13 protein-coding genes are annotated in these 19,977 nt (G+C 70.2%); 9 read left to right on the forward strand and 4 right to left on the reverse strand.

Features of this window, described 5'->3' with window-relative positions:
• Positions 1-135 precede the first annotated feature (135 nt).
• Together mqnE and NUT86_RS03245 are read left to right on the forward strand one after the other, a co-directional pair.
• The gene (gene mqnE, locus NUT86_RS03240; protein ID WP_159491399.1) at positions 136-1,299 is read left to right on the forward strand and encodes an aminofutalosine synthase MqnE; all 1,164 of its coding nucleotides are present in this window, start codon (positions 136-138) and stop codon (positions 1,297-1,299) included.
• 85 nt (positions 1,300-1,384) lie between these two features.
• Positions 1,385-1,690 carry a ferredoxin gene (locus NUT86_RS03245; RefSeq protein WP_093646038.1) on the forward strand — a complete coding sequence of 102 codons (306 nt, stop codon included), beginning with the start codon at positions 1,385-1,387 and terminating at the stop codon, positions 1,688-1,690.
• A 292-nt stretch (positions 1,691-1,982) separates the two neighbouring features.
• On the opposite strand, the gene mqnC is transcribed toward NUT86_RS03245, so the two are convergent.
• From mqnC to NUT86_RS03265, 4 genes are all read right to left on the reverse strand, one after another.
• Complete coding sequence (gene mqnC / locus NUT86_RS03250) at positions 1,983-3,206, reverse strand: cyclic dehypoxanthinyl futalosine synthase (RefSeq protein WP_274733260.1); 1,224 nt, start codon at positions 3,204-3,206, stop codon at positions 1,983-1,985.
• 45 nt (positions 3,207-3,251) lie between these two features.
• A complete protein-coding gene (locus NUT86_RS03255; protein ID WP_159491395.1) occupies positions 3,252-4,157 on the reverse strand; it encodes a menaquinone biosynthetic enzyme MqnA/MqnD family protein in 906 nt (301 codons plus the stop codon).
• Positions 4,158-4,204: 47 nt separating this feature from the next.
• Entirely contained in the window at positions 4,205-4,975 is a 771-nt protein-coding gene (locus NUT86_RS03260) for a thioesterase II family protein (protein WP_148590572.1), read from the reverse strand.
• Positions 4,976-5,288: 313 nt separating this feature from the next.
• Positions 5,289-6,023 carry a VC0807 family protein gene (locus tag NUT86_RS03265; protein WP_274733263.1) on the reverse strand — a complete coding sequence of 245 codons (735 nt, stop codon included), beginning with the start codon at positions 6,021-6,023 and terminating at the stop codon, positions 5,289-5,291.
• A 408-nt stretch (positions 6,024-6,431) separates the two neighbouring features.
• On the opposite strand from NUT86_RS03265, the gene NUT86_RS03270 reads away from it, so the two are divergent.
• The 7 genes from NUT86_RS03270 to NUT86_RS03300 all read left to right on the forward strand — a co-directional run bounded on the left by NUT86_RS03270 (position 6,432) and on the right by NUT86_RS03300 (position 19,902).
• On the forward strand, positions 6,432-7,664 hold the full coding sequence (locus tag NUT86_RS03270; RefSeq protein WP_148590568.1) for a class I SAM-dependent methyltransferase: 1,233 nt from the start codon (positions 6,432-6,434) through the stop codon (positions 7,662-7,664).
• 302 nt (positions 7,665-7,966) lie between these two features.
• On the forward strand, positions 7,967-8,605 hold the full coding sequence (locus NUT86_RS03275; protein WP_266436805.1) for a dTDP-4-dehydrorhamnose 3,5-epimerase family protein: 639 nt from the start codon (positions 7,967-7,969) through the stop codon (positions 8,603-8,605).
• Positions 8,598-9,578, forward strand: coding sequence for an NAD-dependent epimerase/dehydratase family protein (locus tag NUT86_RS03280; RefSeq protein ID WP_274733266.1), 981 nt, complete (start codon positions 8,598-8,600; stop codon positions 9,576-9,578). Before NUT86_RS03275 ends, NUT86_RS03280 begins: the two co-directional genes overlap by 8 nt.
• Positions 9,579-9,686: 108 nt before the next feature.
• Positions 9,687-10,469, forward strand: coding sequence for an ABC transporter ATP-binding protein (locus NUT86_RS03285; RefSeq protein WP_093645791.1), 783 nt, complete (start codon positions 9,687-9,689; stop codon positions 10,467-10,469).
• A 136-nt stretch (positions 10,470-10,605) separates the two neighbouring features.
• Positions 10,606-11,361 (forward strand): ABC transporter permease, encoded by a 756-nt coding sequence (locus NUT86_RS03290; RefSeq protein WP_093645815.1) that lies wholly within the window; start codon positions 10,606-10,608, stop codon positions 11,359-11,361.
• A 234-nt stretch (positions 11,362-11,595) separates the two neighbouring features.
• Positions 11,596-18,828 carry a type I polyketide synthase gene (locus tag NUT86_RS03295; RefSeq protein WP_274733269.1) on the forward strand — a complete coding sequence of 2,411 codons (7,233 nt, stop codon included), beginning with the start codon at positions 11,596-11,598 and terminating at the stop codon, positions 18,826-18,828.
• Between the two features lie 39 nt (positions 18,829-18,867).
• A complete protein-coding gene (locus NUT86_RS03300; protein ID WP_274733271.1) occupies positions 18,868-19,902 on the forward strand; it encodes a ketoacyl-ACP synthase III family protein in 1,035 nt (344 codons plus the stop codon).
• The last annotated feature ends 75 nt before the right edge of the window (positions 19,903-19,977 follow it).

Consider the following 19,977-nt stretch of genomic DNA (forward strand, 5'->3'; position numbering starts at 1 on the left):
GCCCTGCGAGGAGTGGCGAATGTGCAGCCGTTGCAGGTCTCCCGGGCGGCTCCCGAAGGAATCCACTGAGGCGATGCCATCAGCGCCTGAGAGCACTTTTCAGCAAGGGTCAAGCACTGAGGAAGGTAGTTGGGGATGGACGCAGGACTCAAGCGTGAGCTGGAGGAGAAGGTCCGTGCGGGAGAGCGACTGTCCCGCGAGGACGGTATCGCCCTCTACGGGTGTGACGACCTGGCATGGCTGGGCGGGCTGGCTCATGAGGTGCGCACGCGCAAGAACGGCGATGTCGTGCACTTCAACGTCAACCGTCATCTCAATATGACGAATGTGTGCACCGCGTCGTGCGCCTACTGCTCCTTCCAGCGCAAGCCGGGCGAGAAGGACGCGTACACGATGCGCATCGAGGAGGCCGTCCGCCTCGCCAAGGCGATGGAGAACGACAACCTCACCGAGCTGCACATCGTCAACGGCCTGCACCCGACCCTGCCGTGGCGCTACTACCCCCGCTCGCTCAGCGAGCTGAAGAAGGCCCTGCCGAACGTCTCCCTCAAGGCCTTCACCGCCACCGAGATCCACCACTTCGAGACCATCTCCGGGCTGACCGCCTCCGAGATCCTCGACGAGCTGATCGACGCCGGCCTGGAGTCACTGACCGGCGGCGGCGCCGAGATCTTCGACTGGGAGGTCCGGCAGCACATCGTCGACCACCGCACCCACTGGGAAGACTGGTCGCGCATCCACCGCCTCGCCCACGAGAAGGGCCTCAAGACCCCCTCGACGATGCTCTACGGGCACATCGAGGAGCCCCGCCACCGCGTCGACCACGTGCTGCGCCTGCGTGAGCTCCAGGACGAGACCGGCGGCTTCCAGGTCTTCATCCCGCTGCGCTACCAGCACGACTTCGTCGACATGCAGGACGGCAAGGTCCGCAACAAGCTCCAGGCCCGGACCACCATGGCATCGGGCGCTGAGGCGCTGAAGACCTTCGCGGTCTCCCGCCTCCTCTTCGACAACGTCCCGCACGTCAAGGTCTTCTGGGTCATGCATGGGGTCTCCACGGCCCAACTCGCCCTGAACCACGGCGCGGACGACATGGACGGCTCGGTGGTCGAGTACAAGATCACGCATGACGCGGATGACTTCGGCACACCGGACAAGCTGACCCGCGAGGACATTCTCGAACTGATCCGGGACGCCGGCTTCCGCCCCGTCGAGCGCAACACCCGCTACGAGACCATCCGCGAGTACCCGGGCCCGGACCCGGACCGCCGCGAATCCCCGCAGCCCATGCGGGTCTGAGACCCACCGGCCCGAGCGCCCGAGCACCCGAACCACAGACCAAGACCAAGACCAAGACCAAGACCACGATCGGCAGGCAGGCGGTATGTCCACCAACGCGAACGTGAACGACGACGAACTCGAGGTCTGGATCGACCAGGACCTGTGCACCGGAGACGGCATCTGCGTGGAGTACGTGCCGGAGGTCTTCGAGCTGGACATCGACGGTCTCGCCTATGTGAAGGGTGAGGACGACGAGTTGCGCCAGGAGCCCCGGGCGACCGTGCCGCTGCCCCTGGATCTGATCCGGGATGTCGCGGACTCGGCCAAGGAGTGCCCGGGCGACTGCATTCACGTACGGCGCGTCAAGGACGCGGTGGAGGTCTACGGGCCGGAGGCCGAGTCGGCCTGACCGCGGCCGGCGGGCCCGCAGGACACGCAGGACACGCAGCGAACAGGCCGGTTCCCGGAAGGTGCTTTCGGGAACCGGCCTGTCGGCATGGGCCGGTCGGCATGGGTCCGGTCGGCATGGGTCCGGCCGGCATGGGTCCGGCCGGCATGGGTCCGGTCGGCATGGGTTCTTCGGCCTGGGGGCCGCGCCGCCGGGGTCTCCGTGCACAGCACAGCGGTGACCGGATCAGCCGAGTGATCCGGTCACCGCGTGGGAGGGGCTGTGGGACGAGTGGCGAGGAAGGCTGAGCCGGTCAGCTCGCCCCGATCACCTTCAGCTCGGGGTGGCTCCTCGCGTCGTCCAAGCCGTCCAGGGCTGTGGAGGACAAGTGGGAGACGACATGGTCGTCTACCGGGTCGTTGGCCGGGTCGTCGTGGACGACCAGGTGCTGGTAGGTCGTGTCGCGCTGCGCCGGGACCCGATCGGCCGACCGGATCAGCTGCAGCAGTTCCATACGGTCCGAGCGATGCTTGGCGCCGGCCGAGGAGACCACGTTCTCCTCCAGCATCACCGAGCCGAGGTCGTCCGCGCCGTAGTGCAGGGAAAGCTGTCCGGCCTCCTTACCGGTGGTCAGCCAGGACCCCTGGATGTGCGGGACGTTGTCCAGGAAGATCCGCGCAATGGCGAGCATGCGCAGATACTCGAAGACCGTCGCCTGGGTCTGGCCCTTCAGGTGGTTGTTCTCCGGCTGGTAGGTGTACGGAATGAACGCCCGGAAGCCCTTGGAGCGGTCCTGGACGTCGCGGATCATGCGGATGTGCTCGATCCGTTCGGCGTTGGTCTCGCCGGTGCCCATCAGCATCGTGGAGGTCGACTCCACACCCAGCTCGTGGGCCGCCTCCATGATCTCCAGCCAGCGCTCACCGGACTCCTTCAGCGGAGCGATGGCCTTACGGGGGCGCGCCGGCAGCAGCTCGGCACCGGCGCCCGCGAAGGAGTCGAGGCCGGCGGCGTGGATGCGCTGGATCGCCTCCTCGACGGACACCTTGGAGATCCGGGCCATGTGCTCGACCTCGGAGGCGCCGAGGGAGTGGATGACCAGCTGCGGGAAGGCCTTCTTGATGGCGGAGAAGTGCTCTTCGTAATACTCGACGCCGTAGTCCGGGTGGTGGCCGCCCTGGAACATGATCTGGGTGCCGCCCAGTTCGACGGTCTCCGCGCAGCGGCGCAGGATGTCGTCGAGGTCGCGGGTCCAGCCCTTGGCGGTGTCCTTGGGCGCGGCGTAGAAGGCGCAGAACCTGCAGGCCGTCACGCACACATTGGTGTAGTTGATGTTGCGTTCGATGATGTACGTCGCGATGTGCTCGGTACCGGCGTAGCGGCGGCGACGGATCGTGTCGGCCGCACTGCCCAGCGCGTGCAGCGGAGCGAATCGATAGAGATCCAGCGCCTCTTCGGGGGTCACCCTGCCGCCCTCGGCGGCACGGTCCAGTACGGACTGGAGGCCACGCTCGGTGGCTTCGGACGGTCGGGGCATGTCGACGGCCTTTCCGGGTGTGCTTCGGGCTTGTTGCTGGTGAGGTCACATGCTGAGTGCTTCGCTGCCCAGCAGCTGGACGCGGACGTCCGGCGGGAAGCCGGCCTGTCCGCCGCCCACCCTGCGGGCGAATTCCGCGATTCCGGCGAGCTGCCGCTCACCGAGGCTGAAGTCGAGGGCGGTGGTGTAGTAGTGCTCCAGCGTCCCGGCGTCGAACGCCTCCCACCGGGCGGCCTGTTCACAGACCTCCTTGACCTCGGCGAGGGACAGATCGCGGGACGCCAGCAGATCGGCGTGTACGCGGTGGACGGTCTCCGGCTCCCTGGCGAGGAAGTCCTTGCGGGCGGCGAAGACGGCGAAGACGAAGGGCAGTCCGGTCAGGTCGCGCCACATCCGCCCCAGGTCGTGCACCTGCAGACCGAGCCGGGGCGCGTCGTGCAGGGAGGCCCGCAGGGCGGCGTCACCGATGACGACGGCCGCTCGTGCCTGCTTCATCATTGCCGCGAGGTCCGGAGGGCAGACGAAGTATTCGGGCTGGACACCGACCGACTCCGCGAAGAGCAACTCGGCGAGGCGGACCGATGTCCGGCTGGTGGATCCGAGTGCGACGGGTTCGCCGTCCAGCTGGTCCAGCGGGACCTGACTGACGATCAGGCAGGACTCCACGGGGCCGTCGCTGCCCACGGCGATGTCCGGCAGCGCCACCAGATCGTCGGCGTGCTTGAGGAATTCGAGGAGGCTGATCGGCCCGATGTCGAGCGTGCCGGCGACGAGTGCGTCGCTCAGCGCATCCGGGCTGTCCTTCCTCAGGTCCAGGTCGAGCAGACCGCCGCTTCTGGCCAGCCCCCAGAACAGCGGCAGGCAGTTGAGGAAGTCGATATGACCGACCCTGGGCCGTCGCCCGGTGCGCGGTGCGGGCGTGGCCGACGCGGTGAGTAGCGGTTCAGACATGTCTGTCAGGGCTCCAGGGTGACTCGGTCGGGGCAGCGCGGCGGCCCTTACGCATGGTGGGGGAGAGCCGCAGAGGTGAAGTGGTCGCTGAGCACGGTCATCACCTCTTCCGGCCGGTCGGCCAGGTAGAAGTGCCCGCCGGGAAAGACCCGCAGATCGAAGTCGCCGGTGGTGTGCGCGTCCCAGGACCGGGCTTCGTCGAGGGTGGTCTTGGGGTCGTCGTCCCCGACGAGCACGGTGACAGGGCAGCGCACGACGGCCGCGGGCTCGCTCCGGTAGGTCTCGACGGCCTTGTAGTCGCTGCGGAGCGCGGGCAGCACCATCCGCAGCATCTCGTCGTCGTCGAGGACCCGCGCGTCGGTTCCGCTCATCGCCCGCAGCTCGGCGACGATGCCGTCGTCGTCCCGCCGGTGCACCTGCTCGTCGCGGTACATGGACGGCGCCCTGCGCCCGGAGGCGAACAGCCGCAGGGGACCGTCCCCGTCGCGCTCCAGCCGCCGTGCCACCTCGAAGGCCACCAGCGCGCCCATGCTGTGGCCGAAGAAGGTCAACGGCCGGTCGGACCAGGCTCCCAGCGCCTCGGCGATCCGGTCCGCCAGGAGGCGGATGTCGTCGATCGCCGGTTCCCGGCGGCGGTCCTGCCGCCCGGGGTACTGCACGGCGATCACATCCACGCCGGGGCTGAGCGCGGCCGAGACGGGATGGTAGAAACTCGCGGAACCGCCGGCGTGCGGGAAGCACACCAGGCGCCTGCCCGCGTCCGGGGCAGGGTGGAAGCGCCGGCACCACAGGCCGTCGTCCGCAGTGGGTGAACTCATCCTTCTGATCCTTTCCGGTGGACCGGTCCGGCCGCGCCACGGCCGGCACCGTCGTCCGAGCGGACCGGGAAACAGTTGCTGCCGCCACTATCCAGTGGGCCCGGACCCCCGGCACAAGGCCTGTCGGCCCGATGCGACGGAAGTCTGGGCGTTTCCCCGGTTCTCAGGTGTGGGGGAACCGGACCGGTGGCGCGGCAGAGCGCCCCGGGGCCTGCGCGGTCACGCGGCGCGGTGCGCTGTGACCGTTCACCGGCCGGGCGTCTGCCCCTCTCAGGCCGTCCCGTTCAGGCCGTCCCCGTTCAAGCCGTCCCGTTCAAGCCGTCCCGTTGTCCTTCGTCTCCGCGGCTGCCCGTGATCCGGCCGGCTTCCTCTTCCCCCGTCCGGGGAAGAGCCGGCGAAACACACCGGTCCTGTGCAGGATGATGTGCGTGATCACCTGCAGCACGAGGTAGGTCACGAAGTACAGCGCACCGTCGAGCGCCGGCACCGAATCGACGGGCAGGGCGTACGCCATGATCACCCGGAGCGCCGCGTCGACCAGCAGCCCGCATCCCCACAGCACCGTCAGGCCGCGCCAGATACGGCGGAATTGCGGATCGTCGTGCCAATGCCCTTCCAGCTTCTCGGACTTGCCCGGGAGCAAGCTCTTGAGTGCCCGGTAGGCGAACGGACGGGAGGTGTACAGCGTCCCGAGGATCCACAGCGCGATCAGCCCGGTGAACCAGCCGCCTCTGGCCAAGGCCAGGCGCGGGCTGCCGGAAATCAGGGAACCCAGCCCGGCGAGCACGAGGATGGCGAGCACGAAGACGCCGACGCTGTCGACCCTGCGCTGTCTGACGATGGAGTAACCGGTGCTGAGTGCCGGCGCGGCGGCGCTGATCAGCAGCGACACCAGTTCGCCGGCGCCCGCGCTGCGCAGCGCGTAGTAGAGCCCCACGGGAAGAACGACATCACAGAGCAACGTCAACGCGAACTGCCGGCGGGCTGCGGTCTCCTCCCTTCGATTGCTGTCTTGTGCCAACTCGGTCTCTTCAGGCAGTGCAGCCACCGCTGCTCCTTGAGTCGTCTGTTGCCGCCCGCCCGTGCCGGATCGGGTAGCTCTCCGAGGAGTCCGCGCCTCTGGAGCTCGACCGACCCTGATACCTGCCGAGTTGCGCAGTCAAGCAACAACGCGCACGGACCAGCAGGCGGGGCGCCCCGTCCCCGCAGTGGCAGCGGCGGTACAGCCGGGGCTGACCAGGGGCGCAGCGCTTGTCACCCGGCCCGTCGGCACAGTGGCTCCGGCACGCGGGTTCTGGAGCATTTCCCAGAATTGTGATCCGGAGTCGCGGTGCCCCGGGACGTCGGCATTAAGGTCGCCGGCAGATACCTGGCGGGGCTCACCGCGCCTGGCGTGGGATCACGGCGCCGGTTCCGATCCGGTCCAGCCGATGGTGGAACGCGACCTGGAGAATCCATGATCATCGATGACTGCCGTGTCTGCGGCAACCGCACCCTGCTGCCGGTTCTCGACCTGGGCCCACAGGCTCTCACCGGCATCTTTCCCCGCACCCGGGACGAGGCGGTGCCCACGGTCCCCCTGGAACTGGTCAAGTGCTCACCGGACGGCTGCGGCCTCGTCCAGCTCCGCCACACCGCCGACTTCGGCCTGATGTACGGGGACAACTACGGCTACCGCTCCGGCATACGCCCGTTCATGGTCCAGCATCTCCACCACAAGGTCGCGGCGATCACCGACCTGGTCGGCCCCGGTCCCGGCGATCTGGTGGTGGACATCGGCAGCAATGACTCCACGCTGCTGCGCGGCTACCCGACCCCCGGCCCGACACTGGTCGGCATCGACCCGACCGGGCCGAAGTTCCGCGAGTACTACCCGCCGCACGCCGAACTGATCCCCGACTTCTTCTCCCGCGACCAGTTCACCGAACGGTTCGGCTCGCGCCGTGCGAAGGTCGTCACCTCCATCGCGATGTTCTACGACCTGCCGCGGCCGATGGCGTTCATGCAGGACGTGTACGACGTCCTCGACGACGACGGCGTCTGGGTGATGGAGCAGAGCTATCTGCCGGCGATGCTCGAAGGCACCGCCTACGACGTGGTGTGCCATGAGCACCTGGAGTACTACGCGCTGCGGCAGATCGAATGGATGGCCGAGCGCGTCGGATTCACCGTCCTCAAGGCCGAGCTCACCGAGGTGTACGGCGGCAGCCTCTGTGTGACCCTCGCCAAGCGGCCCGGCCGCTACCCCGTGGACGAGGCGGGGCTGGCTGCCGTCCGCGCCAGGGAGACCGCCCTCGGGCTGGACACCATGGCCCCGTTCGAAGCGTTCGCCAAGCGCGTCCATGACTATCGCGACCGCCTTCGTGACTTCCTCGACGACTCGCGCAAGGCGGGGAAGGTGACCCTCGGGTACGGCGCTTCGACCAAGGGCAATGTCATCCTGCAGTTCTGCGGGCTCACCGAGGACGATCTGCCCTGCATCGGCGAGCCCAACGCGGACAAGTCCGGCTGTTTCACGCCCGGTTCGGGGATCCCGATCGTGTCGGAGGAGGAGGCCAAGTCCCGGCGCCCAGATCAATTGCTGGTGCTCCCCTGGATCTACCGGGAAGGCTTCATCGAGCGGGAGAGCGCTTTCCTGGCCGGCGGCGGCAAGCTGGTCTTCCCGCTGCCCGAGCTCTCCATCGTCTGACCGTGCCGCCGCCGTCCGGCAGGCACCCTCCGGCTCCGGCACTAGGGAATCTTCCACATGGGTGCGACCCATACTGAGGCAGACACAGCCGGGATCAGCCCGTCCCTCCGGTCGGCACACACGGCCGTGCGCCGTACGCGACGAGCTGTGCCTGCCTCCGCAAAGCAAGAACCTGTTTCCGAACGTGGTGGGAGCGCGAAAACGTGAGTGACATGAGGCGCACCGAACCGATCCGGCCGCGGCGGCCCGGCACGCGGCCCGCGGCGCTGTCCGCACACGACGCAGCGGGCAGGTGATCCGTGATGCGTACCCGAAAGCTCGCCGTCGGCGGCGGATTCGAGTTCACCCCCGACATCCACCTCGACCACCGCGGGCTGTTCTTCTCGCCGTTGCAGGACGAGGCGTTCGTCGCGGCGGTCGGCCACCGGTTCCCCGTGGCACAGACCAACCACAGCCGGTCGGCCAAAGGTGTGCTGCGCGGGCTCCATTTCACGGCCACTCCCCCGGGCCAGGTCAAGTACGTCTACTGCGCACGGGGGAAGGCACTGGATGCCGTCGTGGACATCCGGGTGGGGTCGCCCACCTTCGGCCAGTGGGACCTCGTCACGCTGGACTCGGAGTCCTGCCGGGCCGTGTACATCCCCGACGGTCTCGCCCATGCCTTCCTGGCGCTGGAGGACGACACCGTCATGTCGTACCTCGTGAGCAGTGCTTACCGGGCCGAGCTGGAGCACGCGATCGATCCGTTCGACCCCGCGATCGGGCTGCCCTGGCCGCACAGTGTGGAGTTCCGCCTGTCCACGCGGGACACCAGCGCGCCCAGTCTGGCGGAGGCCGAGGCCCAGGGCGTCCTCCCGAAGTACGCCGACTGCCTGCCGACCGGGCCGGCCGCCGAACCGGCGGTGTGCCCCGACCAGTCGGGGGTCGCGCTCCGTGACTGATGAGGAAAACACCGAGGCACCGTTGATGCCGCCCCCTGGCTCCTTCCGTGTCGCAGTGCTGGGGGCCACCGGGTGTATGGGCCGGCACATCTGTGCCGCCTTCACGGCCGAGGGGAGCGAAGTCATCGCGATCGCCCGGCGGTATGCGCCGCGCATCGCTGCCCACCGGTTCCAGTCCCTCGATGTCGCGGGCAGCACGAGCGAGGAGCTCGCCCGGGTGCTGGCCGAGGAGAACATCGACGTAGTGGTCAATGCCACCCTCGGCTGGGGGGACGAACTGCACTACACCAACGTGCAGTTGGTGGAACGGCTCATCGGCGCGCTGGCGCTGCTGCAGCGCCCTCCCCGGCTGGTCCACCTGGGCACCATCCACGAGTACGGCCCGGTCCCCTTCGGCACGTCGATACACGAGGGCATCACACCGGATCCGGCGAATCCCTACGGCACGACGAAGCTCACCGCCTCGCAGATGATCCTCGACGCCGTCCGGAACGGCGCATTCGACGGAGTGGTTCTGCGGGTGGCCAACACTCTGGGGCCGCACCCCGCGCTGGAGAGCTTCTTCGGTTCCCTGGCGGTACGGCTCCGCGGTGTCGACGTGGCCGCGGGCATCGAGTTGACCATCGCCGATGCCCAGCGTGACTACGTCGATGTGCGGGACGCCGCGGACGCCGTGGTCAGAGCGGCCCGGATCACCCGCGCCGACCCACTGGTCAACATCGGCTGCGGCCAGGCAATGGGCGTACGGCAGCTGGTGCACGAGCTCGTCACGGCCGCCGGGTTGCCGGCGGAGACGATTCGGGAGCAGCGGGGTGAGGTACACAGCAGGGGTGCCGACTGGGTCCGGGTCGACATCTCCCGCGCCGCCCGCCTCCTCGGCTGGCACCCCCGGTTCACCATCGGGGAGTCGATGCGGGCCATGTGGGACACCGTGACCGCGGATCAGTCACTCCCGCCCCGGAACGCCGACTGACCCCGGAGCCCACGCCGCTTCCGGTGACCCCGTAAGGCCGCGGCCGGGGGATCACAGGGGTGCGCGGGGCACCGGACGAGACACCCATCCGCAAGGCAGGAGGCCGCCATGACGACCCCGATCATCGACGCCAAGGGGCTCGCCCGCACCTTCACGACCAAGAAGGGTCCGGTCGAGGCGGTGCGCGGCATCGACCTCACCGTGTCCGCAGGCGAGATCCTCGGCTTTCTCGGCCCCAACGGCGCCGGCAAGACCACCATGATGCGCATGCTCACCACGTTGCTGCCCCCCACCGGGGGAAGCGCCACCGTCGCCGGGCACGACCTGGCCGGCGACCCGGTCGGGGTGCGCAGGCGCATCGGCTATGTCGCCCAGGCGAGTGGGGTCGACCCGGCCGTCAGCGTGCGGGAGGAACTGGTCACCCAGGGCCGGCTGTACAGACTCGGCAAGACCGAGGCCAAGAACCGTGCCCGGGAACTCGCCGAGGATCTCGACCTCGCCGATCTCCTCGACCGGCCCACCCGGTCACTCTCCGGAGGCCAGCGCCGCCGCCTCGACATCGCTCTGGGCCTGACCCACCGGCCCCAGCTGCTGTTCCTCGACGAGCCGACGACCGGGCTCGACCCCGGAAGCCGCTCCGACGTATGGGACCTGGTGCAGCGCATCCGTACCGAGGGCACCACGGTCTTCCTGACCACGCACTATCTCGACGAGGCGGACGTCCTCTCCGACCGGCTCGTCGTCGTCGACGGCGGACTGGTCGCCGCCGAGGGCACACCGCAGGACCTGAAGCTGCGCTACACGGGCTCGGAAGCGGCCAGCCTCCGCGAAGCCTTCCTCGCCATCACGGGGCACCACCCCCTCGCTCCCGACGTCCCGGTCGCCATCTGACCGCCCGCTCCCCACGGAGGCTGACGTGCCGCACCCGTCCCCCACCACGTCCTCGGTGAGGACGGCATCCGAGCCCACGGAGCCGTCCCGTCGCCACGCGGCCAGGCAGAGAAAGGAGACTTCCGGCCCGGCCGGCCTGGCCGACCTCGTCGCCGACACCCGCCTGATCTTCGGGCGCTATCTGCGAGAGACGATGCGCGCCAAGATCAGCCTGGTGGTGGGCGTCCTCATGCCGCTGCTCATGCTGTTCTTCTTCGGTCCGCTGCTGACGCAGATACCGCTCGGTACCGGCGGTGACGCCTGGCAGACGCTGGTGCCGGGGCTTCTGGTGCAACTCGGCCTGTTCAGCGCGGCCTTCGCCGGCTTCGGCATTCTGATCGAGAAGCAGAACGGTGTGATCGAGCGGATGCAGGTCACCCCGGTCAGCCGGCTGGCGCTGCTGATGGGGCGGGTGCTGTGCGATGTGGTGAAGTTGCTCGCCCAGTCACTGCTCCTGGTGCTCGCGGGCGTGACGATGGGGCTGCGCGCCCCGGTGCTCGGCATCCTCATCGCCTTTCTGTTCGTCGCCGTGCTCACGGTGGCGCTGGCTTCGCTGTCCTATGCGCTGGCCATGCGGCTGGAGTCCCCCGAAGGCTTCGCTCCCGTGATCAACACCGTCAACCTGCCGGTCATGCTGCTCTCCGGCATCCTGCTGCCGATGGCGCTCGCACCCCGATGGCTGGACGTGATCTCGCGATTCGTGCCGCTGCGCTACCTGGTGGAAGCGGTCCGGGCCGCATTCCTCGGCCAGTACGGCAGCACCGCGATGATCCGCGGCGCACTGATGGCGGCGGCGCTCGCCGGGGTCTCGGTCTTCCTCGGCGCGCGGGTGTTCCGCAAGGCCGGTGCCTAGGGCTGGTCGGCCGGTTCAAGGGCGGTGCCCGGCGTGGTCCGCACCGCGCACCGCCTCCGTGGGTATCGCGAGGGATTCCCCTAGAGGGGATCTGGACATACTGGCCCCCCGCCGGCAGGTTTCCGCACTTCCGGGTGCACCGGCCCGAGCGGCGATTGCAGCGCCTGGAGCGGCTCCGCCCGGTTGTCGGCGGTACCGCGTCTCCGTTCCCCATGTGATTGGAATCCGAGAAGCGTGAGTGACACGTTGCGCAATGAGCTGATCCGGCCGCTGCATGAGCTGCTTTCACGCAACGCCCGTCGTTTTCCGGAGAAGACCGCGTTCCGGGACGCCCAGCGGTCAGTGACCTACCGGGATCTGGAAGAGCGCACACGCAAACTGGCCGGACACCTCGCGGACCTGGGAGTGGCACGCGGCGACCGGGTGCTGCTGCGGATGGGCAACCGCGTGGAGATGGTGGAGAGTTACGCGGCCGTGGCCCGGGCCGGTGCCATCGGCGTACCGCTCGATCCGCAGTCGACGGATGCCGAGCTCGCCCATCATCTCGACGACAGCGGGGCCGTCCTGGTCATCAGCGGTGCCGCCCAGGCGGAACAGGTGCTCGCAGTCACCGGGCGGACGGCGTCGGCCGGTACCGTCGTGGTGGTCGGAGCGGCCCCCGAAGTGCCGGACGGAGCATTGCGGTTCGAGACGCTCGCGGTCACCGAGCCGGAGAGCGCGGCGCGCGACGACCTCGGCCTGGACGAGCCGGCCTGGATGCTCTACACCTCGGGCACCACGGGACGTCCCAAGGGTGTGGTGTCGACGCAGCAGTCCTCGCTGTGGGCCACGGCGTCCTGCTCCGTGCCCCTGTTCGGCCTGGGCCCGGAGGACCGGGTGTTGTGGCCGATGCCGTTGTTCCACGCCGTGTCCCACAGCGTCGGATTCCTGGGCGTGCTGGCCGTCGGCGCCACGGCACACTTCATGGTGGGCGCGGCGGCCGACGAGATCCTGCGGGCAGCGCAGGAGGACCGGTCCACCTTCCTGGTGGCCGTGCCGACCCTGTTCCACCGCATGCTGGAGGTCGGGCGGGAGGAAGGTGCCGGACTCCCGTACCTGCGTTTCTGCTTGGCGGCCGGTTCGGCCTGCCCAGCCGGCCTGCAAGAGGCCTTCGAGGACACCTTCGGCATCCGTCTGCTCGACAGCTACGGGAGTACCGAGACCGGTGGTGCGATCACCACGCACGTCCCGGGCGGCCCCAAGGTGCCGGGCTCCTGCGGGCGGCCGGTGCCCGGGCTCACCGTGCGGCTGACGGATCCCCGGACCGGCGCGGAGGTCGCCGCGGGTGAAGAGGGCGAGGTGTGGGTCAGCAGCCCGGCGCTCATGCTCGGCTACCACAACCAGCCGGAGGAGACCCGGGCGGTGCTCTCCGGCGGCTGGTACCGCACCGGAGACCTCGCTCGCCAGGACGCGGCGGGCTTCCTCACCCTCACCGGCCGGGTCAGGGAGCTCATCATCCGAGGCGGCGAGAACATCCATCCGCGGGAGATCGAAGAGGTCCTGACGCGGGTGCCCGGAGTGAACGACGCCGCGGTGGCCGGCCGGCCGCACGACGTGCTCGGCGAAGTGCCCGTCGCCTATGTCGTCCCGGGGCCCGAAGGCGTCGACGCGGGGCTGCTCCTGGAGGCTTGCCGGCGGGAACTGTCCTATTTCAAGGTGCCCGACGAGTTCCGCAGCGTCGCCGAGATCCCCCGCAACGCGGCGGGAAAGATCGTCCGTCGGCGACTGGCGGAGCGTCCCGGCGCCCTGCTCACCGTCAGTCCCCCGGCCGGTCTCCGTCCGGACCCGCCCTCCTCCACGGACGGCACCGGCGCGCCAGAGGTCTCCGCCACGGCGCTCGTTCCCGCGGACGACGGAGCCCCGGTCGGAGGCCGGGGGCTGCTCGCCCTCGTGCGCTCCATCGTCACCGAGGTCCTCGGGCTCGGCTCCGCCCAGGAGGTGGCGGCGGACCGGCCCCTGCACGAGCTCGGTTTCACCTCGCTGGCCGCGGTGGCCCTGCGCGACCGGCTGTCCGCCGCGACCGGACGGAAGCTGTCGGCCGCGATCGCCTACGACTATCCGACGGTGACCGCCCTGGCCTCCTATCTTGAGGGCGAACTGCTGCACACCGCGCCCCCGGCCGACGACACCGCGCGCCTCGGGCCCGCCGCTCCGGACGATCCCGTGGCCATCGTCGCGATGGGCTGCCGCTTTCCCGGAGGCGTCACCTCTCCGCAGGAGCTGTGGGACCTGGTGGCCTCGGAGACCGACGCCGTGACCGGCTTCCCCTCCGACCGGGGCTGGGACCTGGACGCGCTGTACGACCCGGACCCCGACAAGCCCGGCACCTCCTACGCGCGGGAGGGCGCGTTCCTGGACGAGGCGGGCCGGTTCGACGCGGCGTTCTTCGGGATCTCGCCGCGGGAGGCGCTGGCGATGGACCCGCAGCAGCGGCTGCTGCTGGAGACGGCCTGGGAGACCTTCGAACGCGCGGGCGTCGAGCCGACCTCCCTGAAGGGCAGCACGACCGGTGTGTTCGTCGGGGCGCTGGCGCAGGAGTACGGCTCCACCCTGCTGCACGAGGCGCCGGAAGGCCTGGACGGCGTGCTGTTGACGGGCAACGCGCTCAGCGTGCTCTCGGGCCGGTTGTCCTACTTCCTGGGACTGCAGGGTCCCGCGATTACGGTGGACACGGCGTGCTCGTCCTCCCTGGTCGCCCTGCACCTTGCGGCGCAGTCGCTGCGGCAGGGTGAGTGCACCCTGGCCCTGGCCGGCGGTGTGACCGTCATCGCGACTCCGGGTACCTTCACCGCGTTCAGCACCCAGCGCGCCATGGCCCCCGACGGCCGGTGCAAGCCGTTCGCCGCGGCGGCGGACGGCACCGGCTGGGGCGAGGGCGTGGGGTTGATGCTGCTGGAGCGGTTGTCCGACGCACGGCGCAACGGGCACCCGGTGCTGGCGGTCATCCGCGGTTCCGCGGTCAACCAGGACGGCGCCTCCAACGGTCTGACCGCCCCGAACGGCCTTGCCCAGCAGCGCGTCATCCGCGCCGCCCTGGCCCACGCCGGTCTGTCGGCCGCCGATGTCGACGCGGTCGAGGCGCACGGGACGGGGACGACGCTGGGTGACCCGATCGAGGCCCGGGCCCTGCTGGCGACGTACGGGCAGGACCGGCCGGAGGAGCGGCCACTGTGGCTGGGTTCGGTGAAGTCGAACATCGGACACACCCAGGCCGCGGCCGGGGCGGCCGGAGTGATCAAGATGGTGCAGGCCATGCGCCACGGCGTCCTCCCCCGCACCCTCCATGTCGACGAGCCGTCCCCCCACGTCGACTGGACCACCGGCGCCGTGGAACTGCTCACCGAGCAGGAGCCCTGGCCGGCCGCGCACGGGCGCCGCCGGGCCGGGGTGTCCTCCTTCGGCATCAGCGGGACCAATGCCCACCTGGTGCTGGAGGAGGCGCTGGACGGGCCCGCGGCGGCGCCGGACGGTGAGGACACGGATGACGGCATGCTGCCGCTGGACGGGGGTGGTGGCGATACCGGTGACCTGCCCCTGGTCCTGTCGGCCCGCGATCAACAAGCGCTGCACGCACAAGCCGAACGCCTCGCCACCTTCCTCGAACGACACCCAGAGAGCCCCCTCCCCCACCTCACCAGCACCCTCGCCTCCCGCACCGTCTTCGACCACCGCGCAGCCGTCATCGGCACCACCCACACCGAACTGGCCACCGCCCTACGCGCCCTCCCCCACACACCCACCCTCACCGGGCCCGCCCTCACCCACACCGGCCCCGCCCTCACCGACCCCGTCTTCGTCTTCCCCGGTCAAGGCTCCCAATGGCAAGGCATGGCCACCGACCTCCTCGCCACCAACGACACCTTCGCCCACCACCTCCACACCTGCGAACAGGCCCTCGCCCCCTACATCAACTGGTCACTCACCGGCGTCCTCCACAACGCTCCCGACCAGCCCACCCTCGACCGCGTCGACGTCGTCCAACCCGCCCTCTGGGCCGTCATGGTCGCCCTCGCCACCACCTGCCGAGGCCTCGGCATCCGACCCGCCGCAGTCCTCGGCCACTCCCAAGGCGAGATCGCCGCCGCCACCATCGCCGGCGCACTCACCCTCCACGACGCCGCCCGCGTCACCGCTCTCCGCTCCCAACTCCTCACCACCCTCGCCGGGAACGGCGCCATGACCTCCCTGGCCACCGACCCCGACACCGCCCACCACCTCATCAACACCCTCAACCTCGACGCCCACATCGCCGCCGTCAACAGCCCCACCCAGACCGTCATCTCCGGCACGCCCCAGGCCCTCGACCAACTGCAAGACCACTGCGACCACCAACACATCCGCGCCCGCCGCATCCCCGTCGACTACGCCTCCCACTCACCCCAAATGGAGCAGCTCCACGACAAGCTCCTCCACGACCTCGCACCCATCACCCCACGCCCCACCACCATCCCCTTCTACTCCTCCCTCACCGGCACCCACCTCCAAGGCACCGAACTCAACGCCGAGTACTGGTACCAAAACCTGCGCCACACCGTCGACTTCCACACCGCCACCAAGGCTCTCCTCGCCAACAACCACCACGCCTACCTCGAAATCAGCCCCCACCCCGTCCTCACCCTCCCCCTCCAGCAAACACTCCAACAAGACCTCCCGCACTCCACCCCGCACGCCGTCCTCCCCACCCTCCACCGCGACCACGCCACCCACCACGACCTCCTCACGGCCACCGCCACCGCCTACACCCACGGCATCCCCCTCCACACCTCAACCACCACCCCACCCCACCCGGACCTCCCCACCTACCCCTTCCAAGGCCACCACCACTGGCTGAAGGCGGACCCCGGGAGGTCCCGCGGTGACTCGGGCGTCGGCGCGGTGCGCGCGGAGCACCCACTTCTGCGGGCAGTGGTCGAACTCCCCGACTCCGAAACGGTGTTGTTCACGGGGCGGCTCTCGGCGGCCGCGTACGGCTGGCTCGCCCGGCGCGATGTCGGCGGTGCCCCACTGGCGCCCGATCCGGTGCTGGTCGAGCTGGCCGTCAGGGCCGGTGACCAGGTGGGCTTCGGGAAGCTGGCGGAGCTGACGGTGCAGACCCCCCTGGTGCTGCCGGAGTCCGGGGCCGTCCAGCTCCGGGTCACGGTCGGTGAGCCCGGGGAGACGGGGAGGCGTCCGGTGTCCGTGCACTCGCGGCGGGGCGATGAAGGCGTCGGACGGCCGTGGACGTGCCATGCGACGGGATCGCTGGCCGAGGAGGGTCCGGCACCCGGTTGGGACCTGGTGGCGTGGCCCCCGGCCGAGGCCGAAGAAGTACCGTACGGCCGGGAAGCGGCGGACGATCGAGGTGACTTCGCGCCGGTCGCGCACGCCGTGTGGCGACGCGGTGACGAGCTCTTCGCGGAGGTCGCCCTGCCCGAGCGACTGCGGCCGGAGGCAGCGGAGTTCGGACTGCACCCCGTCCTGGCCGACGCGGCGCTGGAGCCGCTGCGGATCGACGGCGTGCTGCCTGAGCCCGTGGGGCCGTGGCGGACCGGGGCCTGGCAGGGGGTTTCCCTGCATGCGTCCGGGGCCTGTGTACTGCGGGTGCACCTCAGCCCGCTCCCCGACGGCTCCTTCTCGGTACGGGCCGCGGATGCCACCGGAGCTCCGGTGCTGACGGTGGAGTCCCTGACACCGCGAGCGGTTTCCCGGAGCGGAGTCCGGACGGCGGGCGCCGCCCAGCAGGACGGACTGTTCGGCGTGGAGTGGACCGACAGGGACCTCGCGTCGGTAGCCGGCGAGGTGCCCGCGACGTGGGCGGTCGTCGGCGAGGACACACTGGGAGTGCGCTCGGGGCTGATGTCGGCGGGCCAGTACGCCGAGGCGTACCCCGATCCCGAGGCGCTGGCCGCGGCCGTCGGCGACTCCTCCGGTGCGCCCGAGGTGGTCGTGGTGACCTGCGCGTCCGACACGTCCGTGGAGCGGACCGGTGCGGAGCTCGCGGGCGCCGTCCACGACACCACGCGCCGGGCGCTGGAGTGGGCACGGTCCTGGGTGACGACGCCCGCGTTCGACCGGTCCCGGCTGGTGTTCCTCACCCGGGGTGCGGTGCCCGCCTGGGACGGCGGCGGGGGGAGCGGTCGGCTCGACCTCACGGCCGCCGCGGTGTGGGGCCTGGTGCGCTCGGCGCAGACCGAATTCCCGGGCCGCTTCCTGCTGGTGGATACGGACGGCGGCAAGCCGGCCTGGCGTGCGCTGCTGAAGGCCGTGGGTTCCGGCGAGCCGCAATGGGCCCTGCGCAAGCGAGCGGTACGGGTGCCGCGACTGGTCCGCCGCTCCCTCGGGAGCGATGTCGGTGCGGCGGTGCTTCCCGATGGCGCCGAGGGCACCGTGCTGGTCACCGGCGGTACCGGCATGCTGGGAACCGCGGTCGCCCGTCACCTGGCGGTGGAACACGGCGTACGGCACTTGCTGCTGTTGAGCCGGCAGGGGCTCGACGCGCCGGGCGCGCCCGAACTCCAGGAGGAGCTGGCCGCTTTGGGTGTGCAAGTAAACGTGGCCGACTGCGATGTGACGGACCATCAGGCACTGGCGGAACTGCTGGCGGGCCTCCCGGCCGACCGCCCGCTCCGGGCCGTGGTGCACACCGCCGGCATGCTCGACGACGGTGTCCTTCCGTCCCTGACGCCCGACCGGCTGAGCGCGGTCCTTCGGCCCAAGGTGGACGCGGTGCTCGCATTGCGGGAGGCGACCCGGGACGCGGACCTGTCGGCGTTCATCATGTTCTCGTCGGTCGCGGGCATCTTCGGCGGCGCGGGACAGGGCAACTACGCGGCGGCCAACGCCTTCCTCGACGCGTTCGCCCACGAGGCACGCTCCCAGGGGGTCCCCGCGACGTCGATCGCCTGGGGCATATGGGGTGGTCGCGACCTGGTCACCGCGGGCAGGGCACGGCTGGCGCTGCCGGGAGTGGGGGAACTCCCTCCGGCGCACGGTCTCCAGCTGTTCGACGCGGCGCGCGGGCTGGGGCACGGGCTCACCGTCGCGGCCCGGCTGGACTTCGGTGTGCTGCACGAGCGGGCCAGGGCCGGGGAGGCACCCGCGCTGCTCCGTTCCCTGCTGCCTGCCCCGGCCCGCCGGGCGGCGCAGGACACCCCGGCGCAGGCATCGGAATTGCGGCACCTGCTGGCTTCGATGACCGCCGCGGAACGCGACACGACGCTGACCGATCTCGTACGGGAGCAGATCGCGGCCGTGTTGGGGCACTCGTCCGCGGACCCGGTGACCGCGACGACGGAACTGAACGGGCTCGGCTTCGACTCCCTGACCTCACTCACGCTCCGCAATGCCCTGAACAGCGCCACCAAGCTCACCCTGGCGCCCGGCGTGGCCTTCGAGTTCACGACACCCGTCGAACTGGCCCAGCACATCAAGGAACAGCTGCTCGCCTGAGCCCGGCCCCGGTGCCGGACGGAAACGGAGACATCCCGCATGAGGGTAGACAACGTCCACATCAACTCGCTGGGAGTCGCTCTGCACGAGTGGGTGAGCGCGGAACAGGCGGTGGCCGACGGCCTCCTCGGCCCGGAGGTGACAGCGGCGAACGGACTCACCGGAACCCATGTGGCCGGTGACGTGCCGGCCGTCGACCTCGCGGTGTCAGCTGCCCGGGCCGCCCTGGAGCGTACGGAGCTCGATCCCGACGAGATAGCGTCGCATCTCCACAGCGCGGTCTACTACCAAGGGCCCGCGGGCTCCTATCCGCCCGGGTACATCCAGCGGGAGCTGGGCCTGGACGGTGTCTCCGCGCTCTACCTCCAGCAGGGCTGCAACGGCATGCTGGGCGCCTTGGAGGTGGCCATCGGCCAGCTGACCGGCGCCGCGCAGACGGAGGCCGTGCTGCTGACGACGGGGGAGAACTTCTCCTCCCCGGACATCGACCGGTGGACGGGCTACGGCCAGTCGTACTTCCTCGGAGACGGGGGCGCCGCCGCGGTGCTCAGCGCGGAGGAGGGTTTCGCCGAGGTGCGGTCGCTGCACGCCGGGCTGCTGCCCGCCCTGGAGAAGTGGCACCGCGGCGACGGCCCCATGCTGCTGCGCGGGGAGTCCGGTTCGATGGCGGACATGGCGGAGCGGGCCGAACGGTTCGCCGAGACCGAGCTGTCGCTGTCGGAGACGCTGGAGAAACTGAGCGTCTTCAACCTGGGCATCATCCACCGGGCCCTGGTCGACGCCGACCTGAACGCATCCGATCTCGCCAAGGTCGTGCCGATCCATACGGACGGCCGGATGATCGAGTACTCGGTCATGGCGCCGCTCGGGTTGCCCATGTCGAAGTCGTCCTTCGACTTCGGCAGGGGCATCGGTCATGTCGGCGGTGCGGACGTCTTCCTCGCGCTGGAGCACCTGGTCCGCACGGGAGAGGTCGGCCCGGGCGACCACGTCCTGCTGGTCTCCCAGGGCCCCGGCTGGATCTGCACCGCGTGCGTCGTCACCATCAGCGATCTCCCGGCCTGGACGGTATGACGCGAGCGCCGGGGCGAGCCCGCCAAGGGCCCCGCCCCGGCGCTCCGGCCTTCGAGGGGACGACTGCTGCTGACC

It is taken from the genome of Streptomyces sp. G7(2002) (assembly GCF_028870195.1).
In the GTDB taxonomy this organism is placed as follows: domain Bacteria; phylum Actinomycetota; class Actinomycetes; order Streptomycetales; family Streptomycetaceae; genus Streptomyces; species Streptomyces nigrescens.